Here is a 25,330-nt window from a genome sequence, read left to right as displayed (position 1 = left end):
CCGACCGGGCCGCCGGGCTTTGCCCTTGCGCGGCATCGGGTTCGACCGGGCGGTACCGCGCTCCTACGACTTGGAAACGACCGGCCGTTGGCAGGGGTTCGTCGCCCGCTACGGGCTGGAGAACGCGGCCACCAGCCTGACGCTGTTGATCACTCCTTCGGCGCGGTAGCGCTCACGCGGGTTCGTCGGGGTGCAGACCGGGTTCGTGGGTCATGTCCGCGGCAATGGGTGTCGGGCTGAGCGAGGTTTCGTCCTCGCCCTCTTCGAGCAGGGTGTTCGCGGCGCCGACGATGCGCCCGTCCGGTTCGCCGACGACCTCGAGGTCGCGGTCGGCGTAGTCAAGACGGGCCAGCACGCTGCGCATCGCCTCGAGGCGCGAGCGGCGCTTGTCGTTGCTCTTGACCACCGTCCACGGGGCCTCGGCGGTGTCGGTGGCCCGGAACATCGCCACCTTGGCCTGGGTGTAGTCGTCCCAGCGGTCCAGCGAGGCCAGGTCGTTGGCGCTGAGCTTCCAACGCCGGACCGGGTCGACCTGGCGGATGATGAAGCGGGTGCGCTGCTCGGCCCGCGACACCGAGAACCACAGCTTCACCAGGACGACGCCGTCGTCGACCAGCATCCGCTCGAACTCCGGCGCCTGCCGCAGGAAGCGCTCGTACTGCCCGTCGTCGCAGTAGCCCATCACCCGCTCCACGCCCGCGCGGTTGTACCAGGACCGGTCGAACAGCACCATCTCCCCCGCAGTGGGCAGGTGCTCCACGTAGCGCTGGAAGTACCACTGCCCCCGTTCGCGCTCGGTCGGGGTGCCCAGCGCGACCACCCGGGCACCGCGCGGGTCCAGGTTCTCCGTGAAGCGCCGGATCGTCCCGCCCTTGCCCGCCGCGTCCCGGCCCTCGAACACGACGACCACCCGCGAACCGGTGTCCTGGACCCAGTACTGCAGCTTGAGCATCTCGATCTGCAACAACCGCTTCGCCCGCGCGTACTCCACCCGGCCCAGCCGCTCGGCGAACGGGTAGTTCTCGCGCCACGTGTCGACCTCGGTCCCGTCCGGGCGCAGCAGCACCGGCTCCTCCCCCTCGGGGAAGCGGACTTTGATCTCGCCGGACAGCTCGGGGAACACCTCGGCCGCGGAGAAGAGATCAGGCTCGGCCATCATGACCCGCAAGTACCCCCGCCCGAACCGGGAGTAAACCGACATTTCGCTTCACATGTAGAAGGCATGGCGCCCTCGCGCCGGCGCCGGGCCCGATCTCGATCATGCGGCAGGGCAGTGGTGTGGGGATGTACATGCCGGGACCGGTGCCGTAGAAGGGGACGCTGCCGCGGGTGCAGAGGACGTGGTGGCGGGCGTCGAGGCTGAACAGAGTGCCGCGCAGAGGCAATACCGGTCTCGAGGAAGGTTGTCGCCGGTCAGGTCGCTCGGGATTCCCGGCCGCCTTGATCAGCTCTGAGGCTCGGCCTCGATCGCGCCGACCTGTTCCGGGTCTTCCGGAGCGGGCATGTGACGGATGCTGTCACTGCCCTTGTGGTCATGGGCGCGGCTGTACCGGGAATCCAACACCCTCGCCAACTTGTGCGCCGCCCCGGCGTACGCGTCGTCCACGGTGGTCGCGTGGTGGGTGACCGCGACCGGCTGCCTACCCCCAGGCCGCGCCTCGATGACACACTTCTTGTCTTCCGGCTTGCCACCCCCGTCCTCGCTGAGGTGCACCTCCACCCGGGTCAACCACCCGCTGAACCGGGACAGGCCGCTCTCCAGGTCGGTGGTCACATAGGCGGCCAGTCGTTCCCCACCGTGGATGCTGTGGTCGGTGTTGACCTGGATCTGCATGAACACCCTCCGAAACGGGACAACAATGGTCTTGGTCGGTACCACGGGAGCGGCCGGCTCAAACCCAGCGGCATCCGCTGCGGTTCCCCGTCGGCACGAGCGAGCGCCAAGCGCGAGTCCGTCATCGAGGCCCCGGCCACCCGAGCAACGCGGAAGCCGACTGCACCACGACGGCAGCAACGAGCCCCACACGGTCGAGAAGCCCGGAGGCTACAGCCGAGTTGGATCACGACTACGACCACTCCACTGTGAAGGTCAAGGCCATCCGAACGCCCGGTCCGGCTCCTCCGGCGTGACCCTTGTGAACGACAGCGTCATACCCATGACAACTACCCCAACGGCTGCTTCAACCGGGTGACAGCTTCCCATGCCGACGCCTGGCGACCGGACCCCGCGCGCCGCTGAAGCTGCCCTGAGGTGCGATTCAGTCGAATTCATGACCGGTGCGCAAGCCGCGTCATGACCGGTGCGCAAGCCGCAACGTCAAAGGTCCATTGCCGACTCCCAGCGTTGCCGGCGTTCCTCGGCGGTCTGTTCCCACCACGGCGTCCCGCGCTCGCCCAGTGCCACCTTCGCCGCGTGGACCCGGCGGCGGGCCTGGGCCTCCGCCACCTCGTCACCGGCGCGCAGTGCCGCGCCGACATCGCGCCGTGCCGACATTAGGGCCTTGCGCAGCCGCGCGGCCGTCTCCTCCGGGATCGCCGGATCGGTGCCTCGCCACCGCCGGCCGTTGATCACCACGTAACGGTCCTCCACCACTCCAGCATCGTCCGGGAAGGACCGGTTCGCAGCGGCGGTACTCGAGGTCGTGGGATCAACGGCGCTACGGCACAAGGTCACGGTGAAGGTGTACCCGCTGCCCTGGCCGCGTCGATGTTGCCGCGGATCGCGGACAGGGCGCGGCCGACGTGGTGAAGCCGAGCCCGTGGCCCGCGCCGACCGGCACGGTCGGCCACTCCGCGGTGCCAGGCACGAGGCCGACCCTGGACCCCAGGGACAAGTTCATCTCCCTGACGACCAGCACCAAGGTCTGGACCTAGACCAGCAGAGCGCCCTCGACATCATCTGAAGCGCGTTGACCAGGTTGTCGACCTGGAGAGACACCGCGCTGACCAGGCCACCGACTACCGGGAGCACGATGATCGCGGAGATCGGCGCGAGGCCGCGCAGCCGGGCGAAGGCGACGCGCCCACCCCGGCGCCCGGTGGGCGACGACCGGCGGCGCGAGGTGGCGGCGCTGCTGTGCCGGAGACTGCGCCCCTCTGCGCCGACGGGACGGCCGTTGGTCTGCGGCTTCCACCGCGCATCCCGCCATCCACGTGCTCACGGTCGACGCCCTCGCCCGTGAGCAGACGATGCGCTGACCGAACTGGCCGCCGACACGTGGCCCCGTCGTGCTCGACCGCGGTGCGGGGTCGAGCACGACGGGGCAGCGTGCCAGAGCCGGCTCAGAGGATCCGGAACTCTTCCAGCCTCACCCCGCCGGGGTGGTTCGGCCAGGTGAACGTAGTCCACTTCCCGATCGGCGACGCCGGCTGCCACTGCCCGTCCCCGAACCACTGGACGCGGTTGTTCCCCGACCGGATCTCGGTGACCCAGACTCTGTGCCCGTTGCGGTCGTAGATGCGGATGCTCCCGGCGTTCGCGAAGCACATGTTGTAACTGGACATGTTGGTGGAGTGGACGGTGACCCGCGCGAACTCGTTGTTGTTGCACGGAACTTCTCCGACTGCCCACGCCGAGCCGGCAGGAACCGCAGCCGTCATCGCGACGGCCGCCAGCGCGGTCACCGCAGCCTTTCTGACCTTTCGAGACAACTGAACCCCTTCACAGCACAGGTATCACTTCTCGAAGAACAAATTCCGGCGTCGTGCGCCGGCGATAAAAAAACCATAACAACCGGCACGACGGGCGGGCAACGTGCGGCGGTACGATATCAGCCGACTTCACATTGGAGATTCGCACAAATTGCGGTACTGGAGGGCCCACCAGACCTCGAACGCGGTTTCCGTGTCCTGGAGGTCCGCCCCGGTCAGCGCGGCGAAGCGTGCCAACCGGTAGCGCAGGGTGTTGACGTGGACGGACAGGGCGGCGGCGGCCTCGGGGATCGACCGCCGCCGGGACAAGTAGGTCTCGACGCTGGCGAGCAGTGCTTCACCGGTGGCGCTCTCCGCGGACACCAGTTCGACGTAGCGTGCGTGCAGGTACTCCCCCAACTCCCGCTCGTCCGCCACTGCCAGCCGCAGCGCCATCCGCCCGCGGTCCACGACCCCGCCACGGCCGAACCTGATCGCCGCCTCCAGCAGTCGTGTGGCCTCGGCGAACGCGACGCCCAACCGGGACAGCACGGCTGGGCCCGCCAATCCCACCGTGATGTCGCCCGCCGGCTCGTCGGCGACAGGCCGGGACAGCACGGCCGCCGCGTCACCGCGGTAATCGCCTATCAGCACCGTGTCCTGCGCGCCGACCGCGCGTTCCAGCACCCTGGTCAGCGTCACCGGATCGCTGCCGGCGGACCGCGCCCGCAGGACCCAGTAGTCCCGGTCGGCGGCGAGCCCGAGGCCCACCCCGGCCGTGACCACCTGTTCCGTCGTCATCGTGCCCTCCAGCAGGCGGGTGAGCAGCATCCTGCGGTGCTGCCCCTCGCGGTGGACGAGGTCGAACCCGGTTTTGCGGTGACCGGCGAGGATGTCGTTGCTGTAGCGGTCGCCTACCTGCCAGATCCGCTGGACGCCGAGCAGCGCAGCGTCGGCCGGGAGCCCCTCGGCCCGCGCTGCCCGAAGGAACTCGTCGCGTAGCAACGCGATGCCCCTCTGGTAGGCGACCAGGACGTCCGCGCTGGGTATGCCCTGCAACGCCCGACGCCGCCCGGTCTCCTGCTCGTCCTCCTCGACCGCACCAGCCGCCGGGTGCTCCGCACCGCGGAGCGCCGCCACAACCCGGACGACGTTGCGGTGCGCGGACGGCCGGACCTCCGACGGCGGAACAGCGCGGTACGAGCCGATCGCACCGACAACTCGCAACTGCGCCGCCACCAATTCCTCGCTCCGCAGCAACAACTGCCCGGCCACCCCGGCGAGCTGGGCCTCCAACGCACCGCACACCGCCCGGTCCGTCTCCTCGTCACACGACACGGTCAGCACCGCCGGCCGGACCGCACCACCCGACCACCCGACCACTCGCCCGGAAGCCGACTCCCAGGACGTCGAGCACGCCCGGATCGTCACCGACGCCGAATGAACGGCAACGGCCTAAAACCGCTCCACCAACCACACCACGGCTTCTTCGCACTGTCCGCTCCCCCAACGTCGCGACTACGGCAAACCTATGGATTCGGCGACCCGGGAACATCACCGTGCGGTGGACATCCACGTGTAGCTCGCAAGAGGGACAGAAAGCGACCGACCAGTCAACTTTTGTTCACGCCAAACCTGCCATTCCAACCCTCAACCGGCACCCGTCCGCTCGTGGGCCATCGTGACAGCTCGCGGACCTTCGAGAGCACGTGTCCTCAGCGGCAACCCTTTGAGCTTGTCGAGGGCGGTCGCCGAGCGGGTGTCGATCACGCACGCCTGGAAGTGCTCGACGTGGGCGCGGGTGACCTCGCACGGGTCCTCGGCCGCCTCGTCGGATTCCGGGTCCGGGGAGTGCTCGGACAGGTAGCGGGTCGGTTGGGCCGCCGCCAGGAGGTAGCTGCAGCTGGTGGTCTCCTGACTATGCGAGGACCCCTTGGCCGTCGGGACGACAGGATTCGAACCTGTGGTTGGAGAAGTGCCGTGGGGAGGCCCTCCACACGAGCGTGTTTCGGGCCGGGGGTGGTTCGATGTCGGTCTCGAGTGTCCGGGACAGGATCTGTGCGGCGTCGCGGAAGCTCACAGGCCTGCTCGACCAGGTCGTCGGTCAACTCAGCCCACATGATGCAACATGAAACATGGTCGTGGGCGAAGTGGCACCATGACAGCGCCACTGGTAAATGAACCTGAATGGCCACTTGCGGTAGTCTGGTGGGACCGGCGATCAGAAGGTCGTGGCGCGCAGGTAGGTCAGGACGGCGAGCACCCGCCTGTTGCCGTCCTCGGTCGGCGGCAGGGCGAGCTTGGCCAGGATGTTGCCCACGTGCTTGCCGACAGCCGCTTCGGTGACGACCAGCCTGGCCGCGATCGCGGCGTTCGAGTGGCCCTCGGCGACCAGGGCCAGCACCTCGTGCTCGCGGGCGGACAGGCGGGCCAGCGGGTCACGCCTGCGGACCAGAAGCTGGCGGACCACCTGCGGGTCGACCACGGTGCCGCCCGCCACCACCTGGCGCAGCGTCGCGACGAAGTCCTCCACATCGACGATCCGGTCCTTGAGCAGGTACCCGACCCGCACGCCGTCGCCGGAGTCCAACAACTCGGCGGCGTAGCTGCGTTCCACGTATTGGCTCAACGCGACGACCGCCAGCCCCGGGTCCGCCCGACGCAGCGCCACGGCGGCCCGCAGTCCCTCGTCGGTGAAGCCCGGCGGCATGCGGATGTCCGTGACCACAAGGTCCGGCCGGGTCCGCGCGACCGCCGTCGTCAGCGCGTCCGCGTCACCGACCTGCGCGATCACCTCGAACCCGAACCGCTCCAACAGCCCGGCAAGCCCGGCTCTCAGCAACACACCGTCCTCCGCGAGGACGACTCGAATCAGTGACACGGCAATTCCACACGCACCACGGTCGGACCACCCGGCGGGCTGGACAGCAACATCCGTCCACCCACGACGGCGGCCCGGTCCGCCAGCCCGGTCAACCCGGTGCCGCGCAACGGATCCGCGCCGCCAACGCCGTCGTCGCCGATCTCCAGCACGAGCGTCCCGGCCTGCCGGAAGGCGGAGACGGTGGCCGTGTCCGCGCGACTGTGCTTGGCCACGTTGGCCAACGCCTCCGCCACTACGAAATACCCGATCGCCTCGATGGCGGCGGGCAACCGGTCGGGAATGTCGGCGCGCACGCTCACCGGAATGGGCGCGCGGTCGGCCAGTTCTCCCAGCGCCGCGGGGAGACCGCGGTCGGTGAGCACCCTCGGGTGAATGCCGCGGACCAGCTCGCGCAGCACGGTCATCAGGTTCTTGGCTTCGTCGTGTGCGGCCGTGACCTCCGCGTGCGCGGGTGAGTCGGGCTCGAGGTCCATTTTGGCCATTCCGAGCCGGAGGGTGAGCCCGACGAGCCGCTGTTGCGCGCCGTCGTGCAGGTCGCGCTCGACGCGGCGGCGCTCAGCTTCGAACAGGTCCACCAACCGGGCCCGCGACCGCGCGACCTCGACCAGTTCGGCGCGCAGTTCACCGTTGTCACGGAGCAGGGCACGGGCTACCGCGCCGTGCGCCGACGCCAGCAGCGCCACCGGGTACGGCGACAGCAGGAGGGCGACGCCTGCGGCCACCGCGTAGGGGAGCGCTGCCTCCGGGGTGGCGACGGTGGTGAACCCGAGCGACACCTGCGAGGTGCCGTCCACCAGGAACGGTGACCCGACGAGCAGCACGAGGAACAGCAGCAGGCCACCGGTCGCAGCGGTCAGCAGGGCGCCCACCGTGACCAGCAGGACCAGGTACGCGACCGCGCGCCATGTCGCGGGGTCGGTGTACTGGATGGGCCCGCGCGGCGGGTCGAGCGGCCGGTCGTCCACCAGCCGCAGGCGACGTCGTTCCACCCGAGCCACCGGCGCGGCCAACCATGGGAGCGTCGCGGCGAGCAGCAGTCCGCCGACGAGCGCGAGCACCAGCACCCACGTCCACGACATGGGCGCCGGGCGCTGCAGACCGGCCGCCGTCAGCAACCACGGCGCGGCCGGTACCGCCAGTGGTACCAGGACCAGGAGCGCCACGACCGGCGTGCCGAGCAGGTGGCCGTAGGCGCGCCACGGCCATCCACTGACCAGAAAGCGCTTGGTGGTCAGCGCTTCACGCAACGTTCGTGGTTTCCCCCTGAGCACCCGGCCAACGGTAGCCGAGCCGACGGGCCGCGGCCCGCCCTCTGTCCGTAGTCCGGGGGTATGCCTACCACTACCTCTCAATGGCCTCTTACTGTCAGTGACCGGACCGCGTGGGGCTGGTCTTGTTGGCGGCATGGTTGTCGTCAAGGCCCGCCTGAGTGGGCTCCCGGTGTTTCTCGGCCTCGCGTTCGGCCTCGCCTGGCTGGGCATGATCGGCGCGTGGGCGCTCGGCTTCTCGTTGGTGAACCCGTTGGTACAACTACCTTTCGCGTTCGCGCCGGCGGTGGCCGCGTTCGTCGTGCGGCGGTGGGTGACCGGTGAGGGGTTCGCGGACGCCGGGTTGCGGTTGCGGCTTCGCGCGGCGTGGCCGCAGTACCTCGCGGCGTGGTTGGGGCCTGCCGCTCTCGTCGCGGCCACCGCCGCCGTGGCCGCGTTGTCCGGTGCCCGGCCGGCCTCATTGGACGGTCAGGTGGCCGGGCTGCCCGGCTGGGCGCTGGTCGCCGTGCTGCTGCTTGTCGTCCCGCTGCTCACGCCGATCTACTGGGGCGAGGAGTTCGGCTGGACCAGCTACCTGCGGCAGCGGGTGCACCCCGGCCGCCCGGTGGCGGCGACACTGACGACCGGCCTGATCTGGGCGGTGTGGCACTACCCGCTCGCGTTCGTCGGCTACATCGAGTTCGAGAACGTCGCGGTTGGCCTGACGGCGTGGACGGTGTCGTTCGTGTGTCAGGAGGTTCTGCTGAGCTGGCTGCGGGTGCGCAGCGGCAGTGTGTGGACGGCGAGCCTCGCCCACGCGGGCAACAACATGATGCTGGCCCTGCTGGTCGGGTTCTTGCTGCCGGACGTGGACGTCCTGGCCGTCACGGTGCTCATCACGGTCCCCCTGGCGGTACTCGCCGCCTGGGTGCTGGCCACCGGGAGGTTGCGGCCGTGAACGGTTCCGCGGTGGCGTCGCGGCGTTGGACAACGTGAGTCTCACCTGCCCGGCAGACACCTGGACCGCCGTCCTGGGGCCGTCCGGCTCCGGTAAGTCCACACTGCTGCACTGCGCCGCCGGACTGGACAAGATCACCAGCGGCCGGGCGCTGCCGGCAGACCGGGACATCACCGACGCGTCGGACGCCGTGCTCACCGAGCTGCGGCGACGCGTGATCGACTTCGTGTTCCAGAGCTTCAACCTGATCGGTCCGCTCACCGCCGAACAGAACGTGGCCTTCCCGTCGAAGATTGCCAGGGTTCGCGTGTCCAGGGCGGAGGTGCGCCAGGCACTGGCCGACGTCGGGCTCGGTGACCGAGGCCAGGCACAAACCGCGAGAACTGTCCGGTGGTCAGCAGCAGCGGGTGGCGATCGCCCGCGCGATGATCTCCCGACCCTCGGTGCTGTTCGCCGACGAGCCCACCGGTGCGCTGGACTCCACCTCGGCGAAGATCGTCCTGGAGCTGTTGCGCCGCCTGGTGCGGGAGGCCGGGCAGAGCATCGTCATGGTGACGCACGACCCGGCGGTGGCGGCCGGCGCCGACACGGTGGTCTTCCTGTCGGACGGCCACCTCGTGGACCGGCTGGACAGGCCGACCACGTCCCTGGTCGCCGAGCACCTCGCGCGGTGGGAGAGCTGAACCGTGGTGCGACTGTCCTTCAGCACGTTCCGCGAGCGCCGGGAGTTGTTCGTCGGCGCCATCCTGAGTGTGGCCGTCGGTGGGGCGCCGGTGCGGGCATCGCTGCTGGTGCTGGTCGCCACGGGTGAACCGCGGATTCCACCGGGCCTCTCCCGCCAAGACGAGGACGAGCTCCGCGAGGGATTGGTGGGTGCCGCGACGGTCATGGGCGTGACCGTCTTCCTTGCGATCTTTCTCGCGGTGTTCATCTCGGTTCCACGTTCGCCCACACCGTTGCCCAGCGCCGCGAGGATCTCGCCCTCCTGCGACTGACCGGTCGTAGCCGCCACCAGCTACGCGTGCTGCTGTTGTCCGAATCGCTGCTGCTCGGGCTGGTCGGCACGGCCGTGGGCGTGCCGCTCGGCGTGGTCGCCACGTTCGGGCAGACCTGGCTGCTGATCGAGATAGGGCTGCTGCCGGGCGGGTTCACCGCGGCCTGGCAGGCGGGGGCCGTGGTGGTGGCCGGGACGGCAGGTGTCGGCGTGGCACTGGCCGGTGTGTTCGGCGCTTCGCTGCGGGCGGCGAAGATTCGACCCCTCGACGCACTGCGGGAGACCGGCGCGGCGGCCACCGTGATGACCGGCTCCCGCTGGCTGGTCGGGTCGGCCTTCGCGGCGTGCACCGTCGCCATGGTGGTGTGGGCGCAGGGAGCCAACCTGATCGGCGCCATGCTGGCGGCGCTGGGCATCGCCATGTTCGGCGCGGTGGCGATGAGCATGCTCAGCCCGCTGGTGGTGCCGGTCCTGGCGCGGCTCCTGGGCGCGCTGTTGCGCGGCAGCACCCTCGCCGGGCTGGCGCGGGCCAACCTGCGCGACGGGGTGCGGCGCAGCGCGGCCACCGCGGCACCGCTGATCGTGCTGACCTCGCTGCTGCTCGGATTGGCGGGCACCTTCGCCTCGCTGGCCGCGGCGGAAGGCGCGGAGGCCGAGCGCTCGGTGAAGGCACAGCTCGTGGTGACCTCCACCGGAACGGGCGCGGACCGCATCGCGACGGTGGACGGGGTGGCGGTCGCCTCGACGCCTGCACGGGCACGTCCCCGAGTCCATCCTGTCTGTCCCCTTGCCCGACCGGGTCGACGTGACCCGTCCGAGGTCACGTCGAGGAAGGCTCCGCCGCCGTTACGGGGTCTGGATCGCTGTGTCTGAACACCTTCGCCTCGGTGTGGTCCGGCGCCACTTCTGCACCTGCTCGTCATCCAGACCGCTCGCGCCAACTGGCTCACAGGCTTCCGGCGACTCCGTGTCCGCGCTCAGTGGCGATGCCGACGATCGGCTCAGTGCGTTGATCGACACCAGCGTACCGATCGACGTCGTCGGCCACTCCGTCACGATCCTCCGCGGGCCGTGACGGCGAGAAAGTCCCACCTTTGCGGATCAGCACCGGCTCAGGCGGTCCGCGTCGTCAGGAGCGCCAGACGTCCGCGATGTTCTTGTCGAACATGCTCGCGAGGGTGATCAGTGCGCTGGGCATGTCCACCGAGTCCGGATCGACGAGGGCTTGGAGGTGGATGCCCAGGAGCGCGCCGTTGAGCGCGACGGCGGCGGCGCGCTCTTGGTCGACGGCCTTCGCGGGGTCGGCGTCCGCCGGTCGGCGCAGGCGCAGCAGGATTTCCATGCCTTCGCGGCGGCGTCCGAGGAATTCCTTGTACTGCTCGCGGACGACGCCCCGGTCGTTGAGGGCCTCGACGAGGATCATGAACACCAGCGCGGAGTTTCCGGCGTTCAGCAGCCGGGTGGTCTCGGAGAACACCTCGGTGAGCGACGGGACGGACTGGTAGCGCGAGGCGGGCCAGATCCGTTCCACCGCGCGTTCGACGACGGCCATCACGAGACCGTTCTTGTTCTTGAAGTGCCAGGGGATCGAGCCGCGGCTGATGCCCGAGCGCTTGGCGATGTCCACGAAGGACGTGCGGTCGAACCCGCGTTCGGCGAACAGTTCCTCGGCGGCGTCCAGGATGCGGCGCCGGCTCTCGTCGCCGATCTCGTCGATCCGGCGCTGCCCTGGGGAGGTCACGCCGGTCATCGTACGAGCCGCGCGATGTCGCCCAGCACGTGACGCGCGCTCGCGACCAGCACCAGCCCCGCGAGCACCGAGCCTGCTGGTGCCACCACGGTGACCGCGGTCTGCTCACCCCAAAGCACCTTGGCCAGGCCGGTGAGCAGCGCCCCGCCCAGCCCGCCGATGGCCGCCGTGCAGACACCCATCAGCGCGAACGCCGTGGCACGGATCTCCCGTGGCGTCACCGCGGCGACGACCAGGCTCAGCGGGACGACGCCCGCGAAGGTCATGCCCTGGGTGATCACCCCGACGACGACGTAGGTGGCGACGTCCGGTGCGTGCGCCTGCACGGCGAACCCGATGCCCAGCAGGGTGAGCGCGGCCGCCGCGAGGTACAGGCATCCCTTGGGGCTGAGTTTGAACAGCCGGTCGCTGAGCCAGCCGCTGAGCGCCGCGCCGGCGAGTCCACCGAGCGCGCAGACCGACATGATCAGGCCGCGGTCCGCGGCGTCCTGCCCGAGTTGCTCCTCGAGCAGGACGTTGAGGTAGATCGGCACCGTGGTCACGGCCATGCCGAACGCGCCGAGCGCGAGAGCTGCCAGGACGAACGTGCGAATGTCACGCAGCTGCGCGAACGCGCCTCGCGGGGTGGTCGTGACGTGTCCGCGCTGCGGTTCCGGCAGTCGCAACGCGCTGAGGCCGAGCAGCAGCGCGGGCACGGCGAGGAATGCGAACGCCCAGCGCCACGGCTCGTTCTCCTCGGGGATCAGTACCGCGAACGCCGCCGCCAGCAACGGTCCGATGATGATTCCCAGGGGTTGGCCGCCGCGGTGCAGGCCGAGCACGCGACCACGCCCTGCGGACGGGTAGGCGTCGACCAGCAGCGAGGACTGGATCGGCCCCTCGTTGGCCTTGCCCACGCCCGCCACGATGCGCACCACCACCGCCTGCCAGAAGTTCTGGACCACGCCGAGCATCCCGGCCGCGGCCGCCCAGGCCAGGGTCGCGAGCCCCGCGATCGTCGTACGGCGGTGCCGGTCTCCCAGCAGACCGAGCGGCACGGCGGCGAGGGCGACCATCACCACGGCCATCGCGCCCAGGACGCCCATGGCGTCCGTGTCGATGCCGAGCGACCTGCTGATCTCCGGCGCGAACACCACGAGCATCACACCGTCCACGCTGTCGAGCACCTGCAGCCCGACGAGCACGCCGAGCGTGGCGTGGCCTCCGGTGGTGAGCACCTTGCCAGTCGTCATCTCCATGCCGAACACGCTACTGTGTCAGTCAACATAGACTAGTTATACCAACATAGAGAGATGCTTCCATGCAGAACTGGACGGATTCGGTCGCCTTCATCACCGGCGGCGCGAGGGGGCTCGGGCTGGGCATCGCGCGTGCTCTCGCCAAGCGGGGAGTGAGCCTCGCGCTGGCCGACGTCGACGCGCCGGCGCTGCAACGCAGCGGTGAAGAGTTGAAGCAGGTGACGGAGGTGCGGACCTACCGGCTGGACGTGCGCGACCGTGCCGCGTTCGCCGAGGTCGCCGACGAGGCCGAGCGGGCGCTGGGGCCGGTCGGCCTGCTGTTCAACAACGCCGGGATCGCGCCGTACTCCGCCATCGACGAGCTGAGCTACGAAAAGTGGGATCTCACGCTTGCCATCAACCTGACCGGCGTGGTGAACGGGGTCCAAACCTTCCTGCCACGGATGCTCGAACGGCGGACGGGGCACATCGTGAACACCGCCTCGGGCGCTGGGCTCGTGGCCGGCCCGAACGTGCTGTACACGACCACGAAGTTCGCGGTGGTCGGCCTGTCCGAGTCGCTCAGTGCGGCCGTCGCCGAGCACGGCATCGACGTCAGCGTGATCTGTCCTGGCCCCGTCGCCACGGACATCATCGCGAACACCGGCTCGTTGGATGCGGGGGTGGCGATGCGGGACGACCTCGTGCCCTCCGTGGAGGCGTTCCTCAAGAGCGGGACCAGCATCGACGAGGCGGGGGAGATGGTTGTGACGGCGATGGAGGCCGGCAAGCCGTGGATCTCCACCGGCTACGACATGCGGCCCTACCTTGAGCAGCGGACGGCGGCCCTGCTCAACTCGTTGGCCTGACTCGTCGGATCAGCGTCCGGATTGCCTGTTCGAATGATCTTCCTGCGCCGGTGCCAGACCACGACGCACGGACTGGAAAGCGAGCACCACATGACTGAATGGCAGGAATTCCAGGGCGGCGTGAACTTGGTGCGCCGCAACGGTGACGTGGTGCACCGGCCGGTGTCACCGGCGTCCCCGGCGATCCAGCGACTCCTGCGGCACCTGCACGATCACGGGTTCCACGGCGCTCCGGAGCCACGGGGCTTCGACGGCGAGGGCGACGAGATGCTCACCTTTCTCGACGGCGAGGTGCCCGAGGTACTGACACCCGACCTGCGCACGCCAGAACTGCTCGCCGCTGTCGCCACCCTGCTGCGGGGCCTACACGACGCGAGCGTCACGCTCCAGCCGTACCTCGACGACCCCTGGCTCTTCCCGGCCCGGCAGCCGGCCGAGGTCATGTGCCACGGCGACGCCGCCCAGTACAACTGTGTGGTCAAGGACGGCATGCCGGTCGGATTCATCGACTTCGACGCCGCCCACCCAGGGCCCAGGGTCTGGGACGTCGCCTACGCCGTCTACCGGTTCGCGCCGTTGCAGGGCCCGGACAACACGGAAAGCTTCGGCACTCCGCAGGAGCAGGGGCGCCGGGTCGCCGCCTTCTGCCGGGCGTACGGACCGGAGGTGGGCGTCGATGTCGTCGATGTCGTCCCCGACCGGCTGCAGGCGCTCATCGACTTCATGCGTGACCAAGCGGCGCAGGGCAATGAGGCGTTCCGGCAGCACATCGCCGATGGCCACGCCGACCTGTACGAGGCGGACATTCGTTACGTACGAGCCCACCGCGACGCCCTGCGTGCCGCCTTCGAGGTGGGCTGACCGTGCCGCACGCATCACTGCTGGCTCCGGACGCGGTCATCGCACCAAGCTCGTTCTACTACAACCGTGCCCGCACCGAAGGCGTCCCACCCGAGCGCATCCACCTGATTCCACACGGTGTCGAGGCTGTGCATGCCGGTAACCTCATCCATGCAGGTAGAAGACGCGCGACGCCAATATCTCGAAGCGCTCACGGGCACGGTTGTCATCGGCCACGGCATCGACCAGCTCGGCATGGTGATCGGCTGTGCCGCTCCGACTGGCCTACCTCGGCGTGACCAACGCGTTCGCGTTGCTGCGCCTGCTGCCCATGAACGACTTGGACAAGGACGTGGAGATCCTGCCGCTACGGCATCAGATCACCGTCCTGGAACACCAACTTGGCAACGCCCGCCCTCGGTTCTCCCTGTCGATCGGATGTTCCACGCGGCGCTCCTGCACCGACTCCGGTCGTCACGCTTCATCAGCTCCGCCTACTGACACGCCCGGAGACGGTGCTGTGGTGGCACCGGGACCTCCCCGCCCGCCGCCACGCCGCCAAGTGCCGCCCCAAGCGGCCCGCCCGACCACAGACCATTCGCTCAATCCGACTCCTGGTGCTGCGCCTGGCGCGCGCGAATCCCATCTGGGACTACCGCCGAATCCACGGCGAACTGCTCGTACGGTGCTCTCGTCGAGCAGGTCGGTGGGTGGTTCGGCACCGGTGTCCTTGGCGTGCAAGCAGCCCTCCTCGATGAGCCGTTCCGACAGGCCGACGATGCCGCCGGTGCGACGGAACAGGTATTCGATCATCGCCCGGCGGGGTGTCGAACAGGTGCAGGTGATGCTCGATGCCGGTCAGGTGGGCGACCCCAGGCGTCGATCCCGGCCGGGGTGTTGCGGCCGATACGACCGTTAGGGATCGCCCAGTCCGAGTGCGCGAGCGTTAGCCAGGGCTGATGGCGTAAGCCGGTTCACGGTCGCGACGCCCCGGGCCGACGATCGGTTCGCGGTCGCGCGCGGGTAGTCCGGGGCGGTCGGAGGTGGCGGTGTCGAGGAGGTGGTAGGCGGTGATGGTGTCCCCGGCCAGGGCGGTCGCCGGTGAGCCGCCGTATGCCAGGGGCACGAGGGACCACCAGTCGCCAGCTACCGGTTCACCGGGGTCGGGGTCGCCGATGCGCAGTTCCGCGGCGATGACGCGGTGGCCTGCCAGGTGGGTGGAGCAAGCGTCCAGACCGGGAGTGCCGAGGTCGAGATGTTCACGCAGCAGGGTGGTGCCGTCGCGGTGTACGTGGGTGTCGCCACGGAACCGGCCGGGTGGTTCGTCGCTGCGACCGAGGACGACGACCTCGCGGCACCGCAGCAGGGCGTCGGAGGCGAGGTCCGCGCGCAGCTCGGCGTGGTGGTCGGCTCCGGCGGCGACGATGGTCGGCTCGGTCAGATACTCCAGCCGGCCGCCGTCGGCGACCTGGAAGGACACCGACATGCGGCTGGGGCCGGGGTGCTGACCAGGCAGCACGAGGGTCGCGCCGATCCCCCGCAGGTTGAGCCCGGCGCCGGGCCGGACCTCCACGGGCAACCCCAGGACGTCGCCGCCCAGCGGCAAGTGTTGCAGTTGAGCTTGGTCCCGAGGAAGGGCCGCTTGCTGTGTCACGGAGATTCGACGGGAAGTCTGGTGTCGGTGACGTTGTCGAAGCGCGAGTCACCGCCCCGGATAAGCACGTAATGCCGTGTGACGTTCGCCTGATAAACCCGCAGTGGCCCCTCTGGTGCGAGATCGCGGGTTGCGAGTTGCCGACCGGTCGGCAGGCGTGCGTTGAGGAGTTCGACGGCGACAGTGCAACCCTGATCGTTGACCATGCTGCCGGTCGCTTCGAGGTAGAGGGCCTCCGCTTGGCCGATGGGCGCGTGCGTGTCGAAGACCGTGACGGCGACGGTGGGACAGGCCGCGATGTTGCGTGAGTGGCGACTGTCTGGTGAGGACACCCAGAGGACTCGGTGCTCGCCATCGGCCGCGTAGAACACGGGGGTGACCCACGGGTTGCCCGCAGGGTCGACGGTCCCGAGCACGAGGTAGCGATGCAGGGCAAGCAGTCGTGGAACGGTGGCCCACATCAGGCTTTCACCGGTGCAAGCGGGTGAGGCCGGTACCGCACGTTGATTTCCGACGCGGGGTCGCCTTCGCCGACCCGATGCAGGCGGATCGGCGCTGCGCCGGGGTTGTCGTACAGCCGGATGCCCGCACCGAGCAGGACGGGAGCGATGTGCAGGTCGATCTCGTCGACCAGTCCCAGGTCGAGAAGCTGACGGCCGATGGTCGGCGAGAGCACCTCGAGGTTCTTGCCGCCGGCCGCCTCCAGTCCGATCCGCACCGCCTCGGCCGGCCCGCAGTTCAGGAACGTGACCCCGTCGGCGGGCGTGGCGTCCTCGGGGTGATGGGTGAGCACGAAGACCGGTCCGTCCCAGGCGCCACCGTAGGTACGGCCGCCGGACGCGACGGCCAGGTCCCAGCCGTCCCTGCCGCCCAGCACGGCGCCGGTGGTCTTGACGTACTCGTCGATCAGCCCCGGGCGGTTCGAGAGCCCGGCCATCCAGTCCATCGCGTGGCCGGGCCCCGCCACGAACCCGTCCAGTGACATCGTGAAGTGCCAGAGCACCTTCCCGCCCGCGGTCTGCGGCTCGGTGTCGTACATGGGTCGCCTCCTGGATCTCTTTGCCGGTCGTGACCGATCCTGGCTCCGGGCAACGCGGTGATCAACGAGAAGATCCACCACGATTGTTCAGCCATGCTGAATAATCCGGGTATGGAACGGCAGGACATCGAGGTATTCCTCACGCTGGCCGAGGAACTGCACTTCGCCCGCACCGCGGAACGCCTGCGGCTGGCCCCCGCCTCGATCAGCCAGACGATCAAGAAACTGGAACGCCGGTTCGGCGCACCGCTGTTCACCAGGACCACGCGGCGAGTGGACCTGACCCCGCTGGGCCGGCAACTGCTGGACGACCTGAGCCCGGCCTACGCCCAGGTCCGAGCCGCGATCGAGCGGGCGGTCACCGCGGGGCGCGGCGAAACGGGCGAGCTGCGCCTGGGCTACATGTCCGCCGCAGTGGCACGCCGGGTGCTGACGCTCATCGACGCCGTCCGCGGTCACGCACCCGGCATCCGGGTGAACATCCTCGAGACCGCCCTGGCCGACCTGTACGGACCACTGCGCCGAGCCGAGGTCGACCTGTCCGTACTCCCCCTGCCCGTCGCCGAACCCGATCTCACCGTCGGGCCCGTCCTGCTGTCCGAGACCGCGCTGCTCGCCGTCTCCACCACCCACCCCCTGGCCCGGCGTGCGCTGGTGACAACCGACGACCTCGCCGAACAGACTTTCCTGTTCGCCCAAGACCTGCCCGAATACTGGGTCGAGCACCACCTGCCCACAACCCGCTCGGCGGCCGGCATCACCACCCTGCCCGGGTTCCAGGAGATGCTGGCCTACGCCGCCTCCGGACACGGCGTCACCCTCGTGGGCGCCCAGGTCGAACAGCTCTACCCACGCCCGAACCTGACCTGCCTGCCCATCGAAGGCGGTCCCACCTTCGACTACGCCCTGGTCTGGCGCACCGACGACCTCAGCCCTCCCGCCGCCGCCTTCCTCCGCCACGCACAAACCCACAGGACATGACCTCAAGTAGCGCGGAAACCAGCCGCCCGCCGCGCGATCACATCACGCGGAACCGCAGTTCACGAGCTCCACATTGGTCATGTTCGAACGGAAAGTACAGCTGTGTAACGTCCACAGCAAGGTAAGCATTTCTACGTGTACTTGAGCACTGGACGGGCATTCGCTCAAGTTCGGCCGACGTCGTCCGCACCTTCGACGGAGCAGTTGGCGTCGGCACGGGAACACCCGGTGCCGACGCCTGCATCGCGGGCCTTGCCACAGGTCGGCAGGCAACCCAACGCACTCTCATGCCGATGTGCGTTCGTGCCTCGACCCTGGCCGCCTGCCCGTCGGGTGACGGGGAGGCGGCCGGGGGCGGGTCCTTGACGCTGTGCGGATAGATCCCGGGGAGGGTCGGTTAGGCCGGTTCGACGGGCAGCCACAGCTCGCAGGTCGCGGTGCTGAAGTCGTCCGCGCGGTCGAGGACCGTGACGATCGACGGGCCCGGCCGCAGGCGCCACGGGTTGGAGGGGAACCACTCGGTCGCGGTCGCGGCCCAGGTCGTCTGCAGGGCCTGCGGGTACGGGCCCTCGGCGTGGAAGACCGCCCACCTGCCGGCCGGCACCTCGATGCCGTCGAGGTCGTCGGGGACCGGCGTGTCCCGGGAGACGGCGACCCCGTGCAGGTAGGTCAGTTCGCTGCCCTCGGTGGCTTCGGGGTCGAGGTCGTCGCTGACCTGCAGCAAGCCCGCCGGCTCGGTGTCGCCGAGGGCTTTGAGCCGTAGGTGCTCCTCCTGCGGCAACGCGGCGATGTGCCGCTGGATGTGCGGGTTGACCCCGTGGTGGATCAGCGGGACGCGGGCGGCGTGTCCGACGAGCCGGAACGCGGGGCGGTCGGTGATTCGGGTGTCCATGGGATTGGTCCCTTCGACGGTCAGGCGGAACCTGAGCTGTGGTTGTGCGCGAAGGGGGCCTCCGTCGCGGCGGACGTCACCGGGGCCGGCGCCGTGGACCGCCCGGAACGCGCGTCCGAACGCCTCGGTCGAGCCGTACCCGTGCCGGACGGCGATGCCCAGCAGGTCGTCGCCCCGGATGACGTCGGCCGCGGCGACGGTCATGCGGCGCCGGCGCACGTACTCCGACAGCGGCATGCCCGCCAACGACGAGAACATCCGGCGCAGGTGATACCCGGTCGTGCCGAGCGTCCCGGCCAACCCGTCGACGTCGAACTCCTCCCCCAAGCGCTCCTCGACGTGATCGACCAGCCGGTTGAGTGCCGAGATCATGAGGCCCTCCTTCCTTCGTCAACCTTGACCGAAGGCACCCCGACCGCGCCCGATCACAGCGAACCGATCCGATCGGTTCCTGGGCCCCACGCGCCGTCATGCCGCTGGTCGTGTGGTGCTCTCCTGTGACGCTCCGGCTTGCTGCGGGTCATCGCACCTCTGAGGGGTCTGATCCCGTCGAGAGTGCTCGGCCGTGGGTGCAGGACAGGTCCATCTGCGTCCAGGGTGTGGTCGCCGTACCCGAAGTGCAGGAACGGCGGGGTCACCTGGGGCGGAGCTAGTGACGAGACGGTCGAAGTCGTACCGCGTCGGCCAACTCCAGGCGTGCCAACGCCGCTATGGACGCGGCCTCCGCAAGGCACGGTCGGCCCGGAGGAAGACCCCCGCGCTCGGCCTGCCACAGGTGCGGTTCCTCGATGTCGACCGTGATCGCCTCGGGTAGCGGCGGTGCGTGCCCGGTGAGCGTGGGTCAGTCGGGGACTGCGCGGAGCAGGACCTCCCGCCTGCCGTGTTCGTCCACCACGGGGTCGATGTACAACCCGCCGGCCAGGCTTTCCTCCAGCAGCAGCCACGGTCCTTCGCCGTCCTCCAGCACCTGCTCCCGGTGCTCCACGAGCGCCTCGCGCGGGGACAGACCCTGACCACCCCGGCGCTGGGCAGCAACGGCCACCACACGTGCACCACGACGGCCAGCGTCGAACGGAGCCGCTCCTGGACTTCGCTCGACGCCACGGGGTGTCCTCGAGGGACCTCGAACTCGGCCGGCCGCTCGGGGTCGAAGCCCGCCACGCGGCACGGACCTCGCGTCGTCCCGGATGTCCAGACCGACACCGAGCCGTCGCGACCACCTTGCGGCGACCGTTTCGAGTTGACCGCGGTCCTCCGACCGCAGCCATGCGAGCTTCTCCCGAGCACTCTCCACGGTCATCCTCCCAGCACCGACAACCGTAGCCGTGCCGGGTCATCTGCCACGCCGTGCCTTTGCCCGAGTAGTAGATCGGCCGCCCCGCCGCGTTGTGCCACTTGTAGCGGCCGCAGAGCGTGCCGATGGTCAGCGTCTTCTGCTACCGCACGTTCCACTACGGCACGTCCTACTGCGTCACCTCGAACCTCATGGTCGACAAAGGTTCCACCGGAACGCCGGGAGCTGGGAACTGGGACTTGATCCTCGCGCCCGGCCGACTGGCATCACCCCTGACCTCCGGCGTGACCCCGCTGCGCGTGACCTGGAAGAAGAAGTTCGCCAATGCCCTGGGGTCGACGCCCAGCCCGTTCAGCTCTCCTCGCAGGAAGTTCAGACAGTGGTCGACACCCTCCAGGTTGACGCACGCCAGCAGGCTGATGATCGGCTGCGCCAACTGACCCGTCAGGTTCGGCATCGCGTTGGCCGGCGGCGGCGGTGGTGTCCCGGCGCCCTGCTTCAGCCTCGGCTTCGCCGACTCGAACCGGCCGGCGTCGAATTCCGTGAACGCGCACTGCCCCGGCTGCCTCGAACAAGTCACCGCCTCTCGCTGCATCGTGTTGATCGCGGAGACGATCTCGAGGCGCATCCTGTCCACGACGTCCGGGTCCACCGCGGTCCCGTCGGGGTTCTCGAAGTCGGCAGGGTGTTTCAGGACGTAGGAGTAGTCGTCGCGCAGCTCGAGGAACTCGAACCGCTTCCGCATCAGGTCCGCCAGGACGTCCTGCTGGTTGGCGATCTCGATGAAGTTGAACTGGTCGTTCGGGCTCCGCAGAGCCGTGTAGTTCTGGACCGTCACCGAGAAGGGGAATGCGTTCGCCCCCGCCACCGCGAGGGGGAAACCCTTGGCCGTCTTCATGATGTCGTCGCGATCGAGGTCGGCCCCGGAGATGGCCCCCTGCCGGAAGACGTGGACGCCCACCTCCAGGTGACTGGCGCTCTGCGACTTGGCGGTACGCACCTTCGCGGCGAGCTCGGCAGAGGTCACGACCCCGTCGAACGCGGCGTTCACCTCGACCGCGAGGCTTTGCCGTTCACTTTTCGAGGTACTGGTCATCTGGTAGATGGCGAAGAACTCACCACCCTTCTTCAGGCCGTGGATGTAACAGTCGCCGAACCGTGCGCGGAACCGGGTGGAATTGTTGTTGATCAGCAACTCCTCCGCGTCCGCCGTGAAGACGGGGTCGTCGAAGCTCTCGAACGCGTTTTCGACGCTCACCCGCACGACGACATAGGTCGAGAAGGTGGAGAAGTCGCATTCGTTCGCGAACTGCACCTTCGCGTTTCCCGACAGCGGGCCGTGGGAGCCGGATGCCGCGATGTCGATACCGAGCTGCTCGTGCAGGGTGGTCACGTCCTGGATCGTGACGCAGTCGGACTTGACCACCTGGCCGCCGGCTTGCCCCAGCACGGAGACCGAACCCTTGACGGCCGGCGACGCCAACACCTCACCGGTCAGGCGGTTGAACCCCTTGCCGAATTTCATGTTGTTCTGGAACGGGACCTCGTTGTTTGCCATGTCGCCTTCCTCTCGGAGGCAGCCGGGACTCGGATCGGCGTTGCTCGGAGTGTCCGCCCAGGGCACCGCAGGCGCCCTCCGGGTGAGACTCGCCGATGGTGCAGCTCGCGACGCAGGGGCCGTCCATCAGCCACCCCTTCGGCCGGAGGCTGTGACCGCTACGTCGAACCCGACCACTCCGGGGTTACCAACCTCACCCGATCGAGTGACGCCACGGTCCGGGCCGTACGAGCCGGGGTCCGCCCGTCCCGAGGGTCGCGTTCCCGCATCGGGTTTGAGCTTTCCCGTCCGGTGATAAAGAGCCGCTAAACAGTCGTCGGTGATCGGGTGGACATGCTGGCTTCGTACGTCGAGTCGATCCGAGCGGGCTTCCTGGCGTTCGTGGGTGTCGGAGCGCTGGTGCTGCTGCCCCTGGTCGCGCTGCACTACCACCGCTTCGGGCGGGTGGAGCCGCGCCGGGCGTTCGTGCTCTACGGGCTGCTGGCCTACGGGCTGGTGGCGCTGGCGCTGATCTTCCTGCCGTTCCCCGACCCGGGCGAGGTGTGCCGGGGCGAGCGGATGCTGTCGACCACGCCGTTCCAGTGGGTCAGCGACATGCGCAACAACATGGCGGCGTACGGGCGGTCCGGCCTCGTCGCGATGGTCACTTCCACGGCGTTCCTCCAGCAGGCGTTCAACGTGGCGCTGTTCCTGCCGCTGGGTGTGGTGCTGCGCCGGTCGTACGGCCGCGGCCCGCTGGCGGCGGTGGCGATCGGGCTGGGGCTGTCGCTGGCGGTCGAAGTGGCGCAGTACACCGGCAACCTCGGCATCTACCCGTGCCCGTACCGGATCGCCGACGTGGACGACCTGATCTCCAACACCTCCGGGGCGCTGCTGGGTTGGCTGCTCGCGCCGATGGCGTTCGTGGTACCGGTGGTGCCGGGCGCGGACGAGTCGAGCGCCCCGCCCCACACCGTGACGGTGCCCCGGCGCGTGGCGGGCACGGTCGTGGACCTCATGGCGTTGCTGGTGGTCGGCCGCCTGGTGGACGGCGTGCCCTGGGTGCTCGGCGCGGCCGTCCTGCTCCGCGTGGTGCTGCCCGCCGTGACCGGCGGCCGAACCCTGGGCGGCTGGCTGCTGCGCTACCGGCACGTGCGCGAGGACGGCACGCCCGCCCACGTGGGACGCCTGGCGCTGCGCGAGCTGCTTGGCGTGACGGGGTTGCTCGCCTACGCGGCACTGCTGTCACCCGACTCCGGCGAGCCGTGGGGCCTGTGGCTGGACCTCCTGGTCGTGGCGGTGGTCTTCCTGGGCACGCTCGTCGTGCCGGCCTTCCGCCAAGACCAACGGGGTTGGCACGAGCGGGCAGCGGGCACGCGGGCCGCCGAGACGGCCCGGAGCCGGTTCCCGGCGGGAGAACCGGCTGCGGGGAGCTAGACGGGTGCCCTGACCGCCCTCGCCGCAGCGGAGGGTGCTGTCGCGTAGGCGTGAGGCACCGCTGGTCATGCAACGTAGTCGGTCATCCGGGTGACCTCAGTGGCAAGAGGCGATCATCCGTTCCATGACCTCGACGGGCAGTGACGGGTTGGCGGCCCCGTCTCCGGCCAGGTCCGGGTCTTGCAGGAAGTCGATCAGAATGTCGACCGGCAGGTTCGGGCGCCTGGCGGCCCAGCGTCGCGCGGTGTGGTCTTGGAGGCAGACAAGGCGGGTCTGCGCGCGGGTGTTCGAGTGTTCGGCGACCGCGCGGAAGGTCCGGCGTGCAGTGGCGTGGCGTGCCATGTGGTCCAGCAGGTCGCGGTCTCAGTGGGGTTGCTCGCCAACTGGCGGAACAGGCTCGGCCCGTGCCGGGCGGCGAGCGTTCGTAGCCGATCCGCGGCCAGCCCGGGGTGCGGGGCGATTCCTTTGACGACGTGGATGTCGTCGTCCGAAACGAGCAGTCCGAAGACGTCGGCGGGGAGCGCGGTGCGCTGGGCGACCAGCATGCGGACCCGCGGGGACGGTGACGCGGCGAGTTGGCGCAGTTCCTCGTCGGTCGCCGCCATGACGCGAGGCAGCCGGACCGGTCCGATCCGGACCGATCGGGCCAGGCGTTCAGTACGTGCAGCGGGACGGGCGGGTTGTGGGCCACGCTCCGCCGCACGTCCGTGAACTCGTCCTCCGCCAGCCCGCGCAAGATTGGCAACGTGCACCACCCGGAGGAGGCTGCACCGTGAGGTCACGGCCCGCCTCCACCCGCACCACCCGCCACAACGCACAACTGCAAACACCACCAATTCGAGATCATCCGCGCGTCCGCTCATGCCGCGATGCGGGCGACATGAGCACGCTCTTCCGCCGACTGGCGCTGGCGAGGGTCAGCGGAGGGTCGGTGTGACAAAGGATGTGGCGGGTGGTCGAGATATCAAGGTAGTCGGCAGGCAACACGCCGATCTTCTTCCTCACCGATCCCAAGGGCGAACCCGCACCGTTCGAACGGCCGGAGTCCCGCACTGCTTCTATATCCGCCGTCTCCGAGTCCTGACAGCCAGAGGGGTGTTCGGATCGACCGCGAATGTCGATCCGAACACCCCATAGATTCCGGTCTCACCACACCTTGTGGTGCCGCACTCGGGATTCTTCTCACTCATCAAGCCTGAGCGGTCAAGGATGGTCGACCCGTTTGGTCGTGGCGCAGATCGTAACCCTGTTGTCCACGTCTGTCACGCTGACGTAAATGTGGACCACCGCCCCGTTGACCGTCGCGGACACGTTGAGCGGGTGGCTCGCATCGATGAAGACGTCGCGGTTCTCGCTGGCATCGTCGTCGTCGAACGTTAAGAAGACCCGCCCGGCCCGACCCGGAAGGATGTCGGTGAGACCGGCTCCGGTGACCCGCAACACCCAGGCATTGACCGGCTGTTGCGTACGGGCGTACACCTGGATCCTGTCACCGCAGTCCGGTGGCGGTGGGAACAAAGCCTGCGCGTACCGCCCGTCTGCGACTGCCGACGGGCCGAACACCAACAAAGTTGACAGCGCCAACAAGACGGCAGCTGTGACCGAGACTGTTTTCTTGGACAAAATTCCCCCTGCTGTCCAACAGCGCTACGCGGCTGTTTCGATACATCACGACGCTATTCAGGGGTCCTCTGCGGTCATACCGCCGGTCGGGTAGCGATTACAACTGCTCCGTCCGGGTCATCGTTACGCTGAACTCCTGCGCCAAGGCGCCGGCACGGGTAATTAGGTCCTCGAACTCGGCCAGAAGTCGTACCGCATCCTGGTGATCGTTCTCGACCTCCGCCATCCCGGCGCGAACATGTCGCACGACCTCGCGTCCGGTGAAGGCAAGCGCCGTCAACGCCCCGCCGAACTCCTTCGCGTCGGCCAGACCTTCAAGCGGCGGTACGGCGGACATCGCCTCCCCAACTGCACGCACCGAAAGCCGCACCCGCCGGCCCGGGACCGATTCGTCCACCATCGTTCCTCCGCTCACCGTGCCAACAGTCACCCCGAGCGTAATCGCGACGCGGCAGCCGGCAAGGATCAACAACACCATGCGGAC

Annotated in this window: 26 protein-coding genes and 1 pseudogene; 9 read left to right on the top strand and 18 right to left on the bottom strand. The window is 69.1% G+C overall.

The features are described from left to right. The first annotated feature begins 25 nt into the window (after positions 1-25). Entirely contained in the window at positions 26-169 is a 144-nt protein-coding gene (locus tag FHS29_RS34965) for a hypothetical protein (RefSeq protein WP_184698751.1), read from the top strand. A gap of 3 nt (positions 170-172) precedes the next feature. On the opposite strand, the gene ppk2 is transcribed toward FHS29_RS34965, so the two are convergent. The 7 genes from ppk2 to FHS29_RS34930 all read right to left on the bottom strand — a co-directional run bounded on the left by ppk2 (position 173) and on the right by FHS29_RS34930 (position 7,785). Beyond that, a complete protein-coding gene (ppk2, locus tag FHS29_RS34960; RefSeq protein ID WP_184698786.1) occupies positions 173-1,156 on the bottom strand; it encodes a polyphosphate kinase 2 in 984 nt (327 codons plus the stop codon). A 288-nt stretch (positions 1,157-1,444) separates the two neighbouring features. After that, positions 1,445-1,834, bottom strand: coding sequence for an HPF/RaiA family ribosome-associated protein (locus FHS29_RS34955; RefSeq protein ID WP_184698749.1), 390 nt, complete (start codon positions 1,832-1,834; stop codon positions 1,445-1,447). A 483-nt stretch (positions 1,835-2,317) separates the two neighbouring features. Next, positions 2,318-2,593, bottom strand: coding sequence for a hypothetical protein (locus FHS29_RS34950; RefSeq protein ID WP_246441180.1), 276 nt, complete (start codon positions 2,591-2,593; stop codon positions 2,318-2,320). A 689-nt stretch (positions 2,594-3,282) separates the two neighbouring features. Next, the gene (locus FHS29_RS34945; RefSeq protein ID WP_221457229.1) at positions 3,283-3,624 is read right to left on the bottom strand and encodes a beta/gamma crystallin domain-containing protein; all 342 of its coding nucleotides are present in this window, start codon (positions 3,622-3,624) and stop codon (positions 3,283-3,285) included. A 156-nt stretch (positions 3,625-3,780) separates the two neighbouring features. Then, complete coding sequence (locus FHS29_RS38395; protein ID WP_184698745.1) at positions 3,781-5,061, bottom strand: PucR family transcriptional regulator; 1,281 nt, start codon at positions 5,059-5,061, stop codon at positions 3,781-3,783. A 790-nt stretch (positions 5,062-5,851) separates the two neighbouring features. Beyond that, positions 5,852-6,502, bottom strand: a complete 651-nt coding sequence (locus FHS29_RS34935) for a response regulator (protein WP_184698779.1) — start codon at positions 6,500-6,502, stop codon at positions 5,852-5,854. After that, positions 6,502-7,785 carry a sensor histidine kinase gene (locus FHS29_RS34930; protein ID WP_312865240.1) on the bottom strand — a complete coding sequence of 428 codons (1,284 nt, stop codon included), beginning with the start codon at positions 7,783-7,785 and terminating at the stop codon, positions 6,502-6,504. The genes FHS29_RS34935 and FHS29_RS34930 overlap by 1 nt, the downstream gene beginning before the upstream one ends. Positions 7,786-7,918: 133 nt before the next feature. On the opposite strand from FHS29_RS34930, the gene FHS29_RS34925 reads away from it, so the two are divergent. The 4 genes and pseudogenes from FHS29_RS34925 to FHS29_RS34910 all read left to right on the top strand — a co-directional run bounded on the left by FHS29_RS34925 (position 7,919) and on the right by FHS29_RS34910 (position 10,586). Further along, entirely contained in the window at positions 7,919-8,719 is an 801-nt protein-coding gene (locus tag FHS29_RS34925; RefSeq protein ID WP_184698743.1) for a CPBP family intramembrane glutamic endopeptidase, read from the top strand. A 34-nt stretch (positions 8,720-8,753) separates the two neighbouring features. Continuing rightward, a pseudogene (locus tag FHS29_RS34920) lies at positions 8,754-9,402 on the top strand (ABC transporter ATP-binding protein). 3 nt (positions 9,403-9,405) lie between these two features. Then, positions 9,406-9,714, top strand: coding sequence for a hypothetical protein (locus tag FHS29_RS34915; protein ID WP_184698741.1), 309 nt, complete (start codon positions 9,406-9,408; stop codon positions 9,712-9,714). Continuing rightward, positions 9,705-10,586: an FtsX-like permease family protein gene (locus FHS29_RS34910; RefSeq protein ID WP_376774511.1), complete on the top strand. Its 882-nt coding sequence runs from the start codon at positions 9,705-9,707 to the stop codon at positions 10,584-10,586. Before FHS29_RS34915 ends, FHS29_RS34910 begins: the two co-directional genes overlap by 10 nt. Before the next feature lie 256 nt (positions 10,587-10,842). Here FHS29_RS34910 and FHS29_RS34905 read toward each other — a convergent pair whose 3' ends face one another. Continuing rightward, a complete protein-coding gene (locus FHS29_RS34905) occupies positions 10,843-11,454 on the bottom strand; it encodes a TetR/AcrR family transcriptional regulator (protein ID WP_184698737.1) in 612 nt (203 codons plus the stop codon). 5 nt (positions 11,455-11,459) lie between these two features. After that, positions 11,460-12,701, bottom strand: coding sequence for an MFS transporter (locus FHS29_RS34900; protein WP_184698735.1), 1,242 nt, complete (start codon positions 12,699-12,701; stop codon positions 11,460-11,462). A 62-nt stretch (positions 12,702-12,763) separates the two neighbouring features. Here FHS29_RS34900 and FHS29_RS34895 point away from each other — a divergent pair, with 62 nt between their 5' ends. Beyond that, on the top strand, positions 12,764-13,549 hold the full coding sequence (locus tag FHS29_RS34895) for an SDR family NAD(P)-dependent oxidoreductase (protein ID WP_184698733.1): 786 nt from the start codon (positions 12,764-12,766) through the stop codon (positions 13,547-13,549). 33 nt (positions 13,550-13,582) lie between these two features. After that, a complete protein-coding gene (locus tag FHS29_RS34890; protein WP_221457228.1) occupies positions 13,583-14,410 on the top strand; it encodes a phosphotransferase in 828 nt (275 codons plus the stop codon). 925 nt (positions 14,411-15,335) lie between these two features. Here FHS29_RS34890 and FHS29_RS34885 read toward each other — a convergent pair. From FHS29_RS34885 to FHS29_RS34875, 3 genes are read right to left on the bottom strand one after another with little or no spacing between them, the layout of a single operon-like run. Beyond that, the gene (locus tag FHS29_RS34885; RefSeq protein ID WP_184698731.1) at positions 15,336-15,995 is read right to left on the bottom strand and encodes an urease accessory protein UreD; all 660 of its coding nucleotides are present in this window, start codon (positions 15,993-15,995) and stop codon (positions 15,336-15,338) included. Between the two features lie 44 nt (positions 15,996-16,039). After that, on the bottom strand, positions 16,040-16,504 hold the full coding sequence (locus FHS29_RS34880; RefSeq protein WP_184698729.1) for a pyridoxamine 5'-phosphate oxidase family protein: 465 nt from the start codon (positions 16,502-16,504) through the stop codon (positions 16,040-16,042). Then, entirely contained in the window at positions 16,504-17,082 is a 579-nt protein-coding gene (locus tag FHS29_RS34875) for a dihydrofolate reductase family protein (protein WP_184698727.1), read from the bottom strand. Before FHS29_RS34875 ends, FHS29_RS34880 begins: the two co-directional genes overlap by 1 nt. A gap of 111 nt (positions 17,083-17,193) precedes the next feature. On the opposite strand from FHS29_RS34875, the gene FHS29_RS34870 reads away from it, so the two are divergent. Continuing rightward, positions 17,194-18,063, top strand: a complete 870-nt coding sequence (locus tag FHS29_RS34870; protein WP_184698725.1) for a LysR family transcriptional regulator — start codon at positions 17,194-17,196, stop codon at positions 18,061-18,063. A gap of 397 nt (positions 18,064-18,460) precedes the next feature. On the opposite strand, the gene FHS29_RS34865 is transcribed toward FHS29_RS34870, so the two are convergent. The 3 genes from FHS29_RS34865 to FHS29_RS34855 form a co-directional block, all read right to left on the bottom strand. Beyond that, complete coding sequence (locus FHS29_RS34865) at positions 18,461-19,327, bottom strand: AraC family transcriptional regulator (RefSeq protein WP_184698723.1); 867 nt, start codon at positions 19,325-19,327, stop codon at positions 18,461-18,463. A gap of 469 nt (positions 19,328-19,796) precedes the next feature. Beyond that, positions 19,797-19,997, bottom strand: a complete 201-nt coding sequence (locus FHS29_RS34860; RefSeq protein WP_184698721.1) for a hypothetical protein — start codon at positions 19,995-19,997, stop codon at positions 19,797-19,799. A gap of 421 nt (positions 19,998-20,418) precedes the next feature. After that, positions 20,419-21,807: a hypothetical protein gene (locus FHS29_RS34855; protein ID WP_184698719.1), complete on the bottom strand. Its 1,389-nt coding sequence runs from the start codon at positions 21,805-21,807 to the stop codon at positions 20,419-20,421. Positions 21,808-22,140: 333 nt separating this feature from the next. Here FHS29_RS34855 and FHS29_RS34850 point away from each other — a divergent pair, with 333 nt between their 5' ends. Next, positions 22,141-23,223: a VanZ family protein gene (locus FHS29_RS34850; RefSeq protein WP_184698717.1), complete on the top strand. Its 1,083-nt coding sequence runs from the start codon at positions 22,141-22,143 to the stop codon at positions 23,221-23,223. A 96-nt stretch (positions 23,224-23,319) separates the two neighbouring features. On the opposite strand, the gene FHS29_RS34845 is transcribed toward FHS29_RS34850, so the two are convergent. The 3 genes from FHS29_RS34845 to FHS29_RS34835 form a co-directional block, all read right to left on the bottom strand. Next, positions 23,320-23,565: a hypothetical protein gene (locus tag FHS29_RS34845; RefSeq protein ID WP_184698715.1), complete on the bottom strand. Its 246-nt coding sequence runs from the start codon at positions 23,563-23,565 to the stop codon at positions 23,320-23,322. An 861-nt stretch (positions 23,566-24,426) separates the two neighbouring features. After that, positions 24,427-24,702, bottom strand: coding sequence for a hypothetical protein (locus FHS29_RS34840; protein ID WP_184698713.1), 276 nt, complete (start codon positions 24,700-24,702; stop codon positions 24,427-24,429). 241 nt (positions 24,703-24,943) lie between these two features. Further along, positions 24,944-25,324 (bottom strand): hypothetical protein, encoded by a 381-nt coding sequence (locus FHS29_RS34835; protein ID WP_184698711.1) that lies wholly within the window; start codon positions 25,322-25,324, stop codon positions 24,944-24,946. Between the last annotated feature and the right edge of the window lie 6 nt (positions 25,325-25,330).

Source organism: Saccharothrix tamanrassetensis (assembly GCF_014203665.1).
In the GTDB taxonomy this organism is placed as follows: Bacteria; Actinomycetota; Actinomycetes; order Mycobacteriales; family Pseudonocardiaceae; genus Actinosynnema; species Actinosynnema tamanrassetense.
This window is presented reverse-complemented; position numbering and strand designations above follow the sequence as displayed.

Coding starts and splice junctions, on each gene's coding strand:
- ppk2 (WP_184698786.1), bottom strand. CDS start 1,156: ATGGCCGAGCCTGATCTCTTCTCCGCGGCCGAGGTGTTCCCCGAGCTG.
- FHS29_RS34955 (WP_184698749.1), bottom strand. CDS start 1,834: ATGCAGATCCAGGTCAACACCGACCACAGCATCCACGGTGGGGAACGA.
- FHS29_RS34925 (WP_184698743.1), top strand. CDS start 7,919: ATGGTTGTCGTCAAGGCCCGCCTGAGTGGGCTCCCGGTGTTTCTCGGC.
- FHS29_RS34900 (WP_184698735.1), bottom strand. CDS start 12,701: ATGGAGATGACGACTGGCAAGGTGCTCACCACCGGAGGCCACGCCACG.
- FHS29_RS34895 (WP_184698733.1), top strand. CDS start 12,764: ATGCAGAACTGGACGGATTCGGTCGCCTTCATCACCGGCGGCGCGAGG.
- FHS29_RS34890 (WP_221457228.1), top strand. CDS start 13,583: ATGATCTTCCTGCGCCGGTGCCAGACCACGACGCACGGACTGGAAAGC.
- FHS29_RS34880 (WP_184698729.1), bottom strand. CDS start 16,504: ATGTGGGCCACCGTTCCACGACTGCTTGCCCTGCATCGCTACCTCGTG.
- FHS29_RS34875 (WP_184698727.1), bottom strand. CDS start 17,082: ATGTACGACACCGAGCCGCAGACCGCGGGCGGGAAGGTGCTCTGGCAC.
- FHS29_RS34870 (WP_184698725.1), top strand. CDS start 17,194: ATGGAACGGCAGGACATCGAGGTATTCCTCACGCTGGCCGAGGAACTG.
- FHS29_RS34865 (WP_184698723.1), bottom strand. CDS start 19,327: ATGATCTCGGCACTCAACCGGCTGGTCGATCACGTCGAGGAGCGCTTG.
- FHS29_RS34855 (WP_184698719.1), bottom strand. CDS start 21,807: ATGGCAAACAACGAGGTCCCGTTCCAGAACAACATGAAATTCGGCAAG.
- FHS29_RS34850 (WP_184698717.1), top strand. CDS start 22,141: ATGCTGGCTTCGTACGTCGAGTCGATCCGAGCGGGCTTCCTGGCGTTC.
- FHS29_RS34845 (WP_184698715.1), bottom strand. CDS start 23,565: ATGGCACGCCACGCCACTGCACGCCGGACCTTCCGCGCGGTCGCCGAA.
- FHS29_RS34835 (WP_184698711.1), bottom strand. CDS start 25,324: ATGGTGTTGTTGATCCTTGCCGGCTGCCGCGTCGCGATTACGCTCGGG.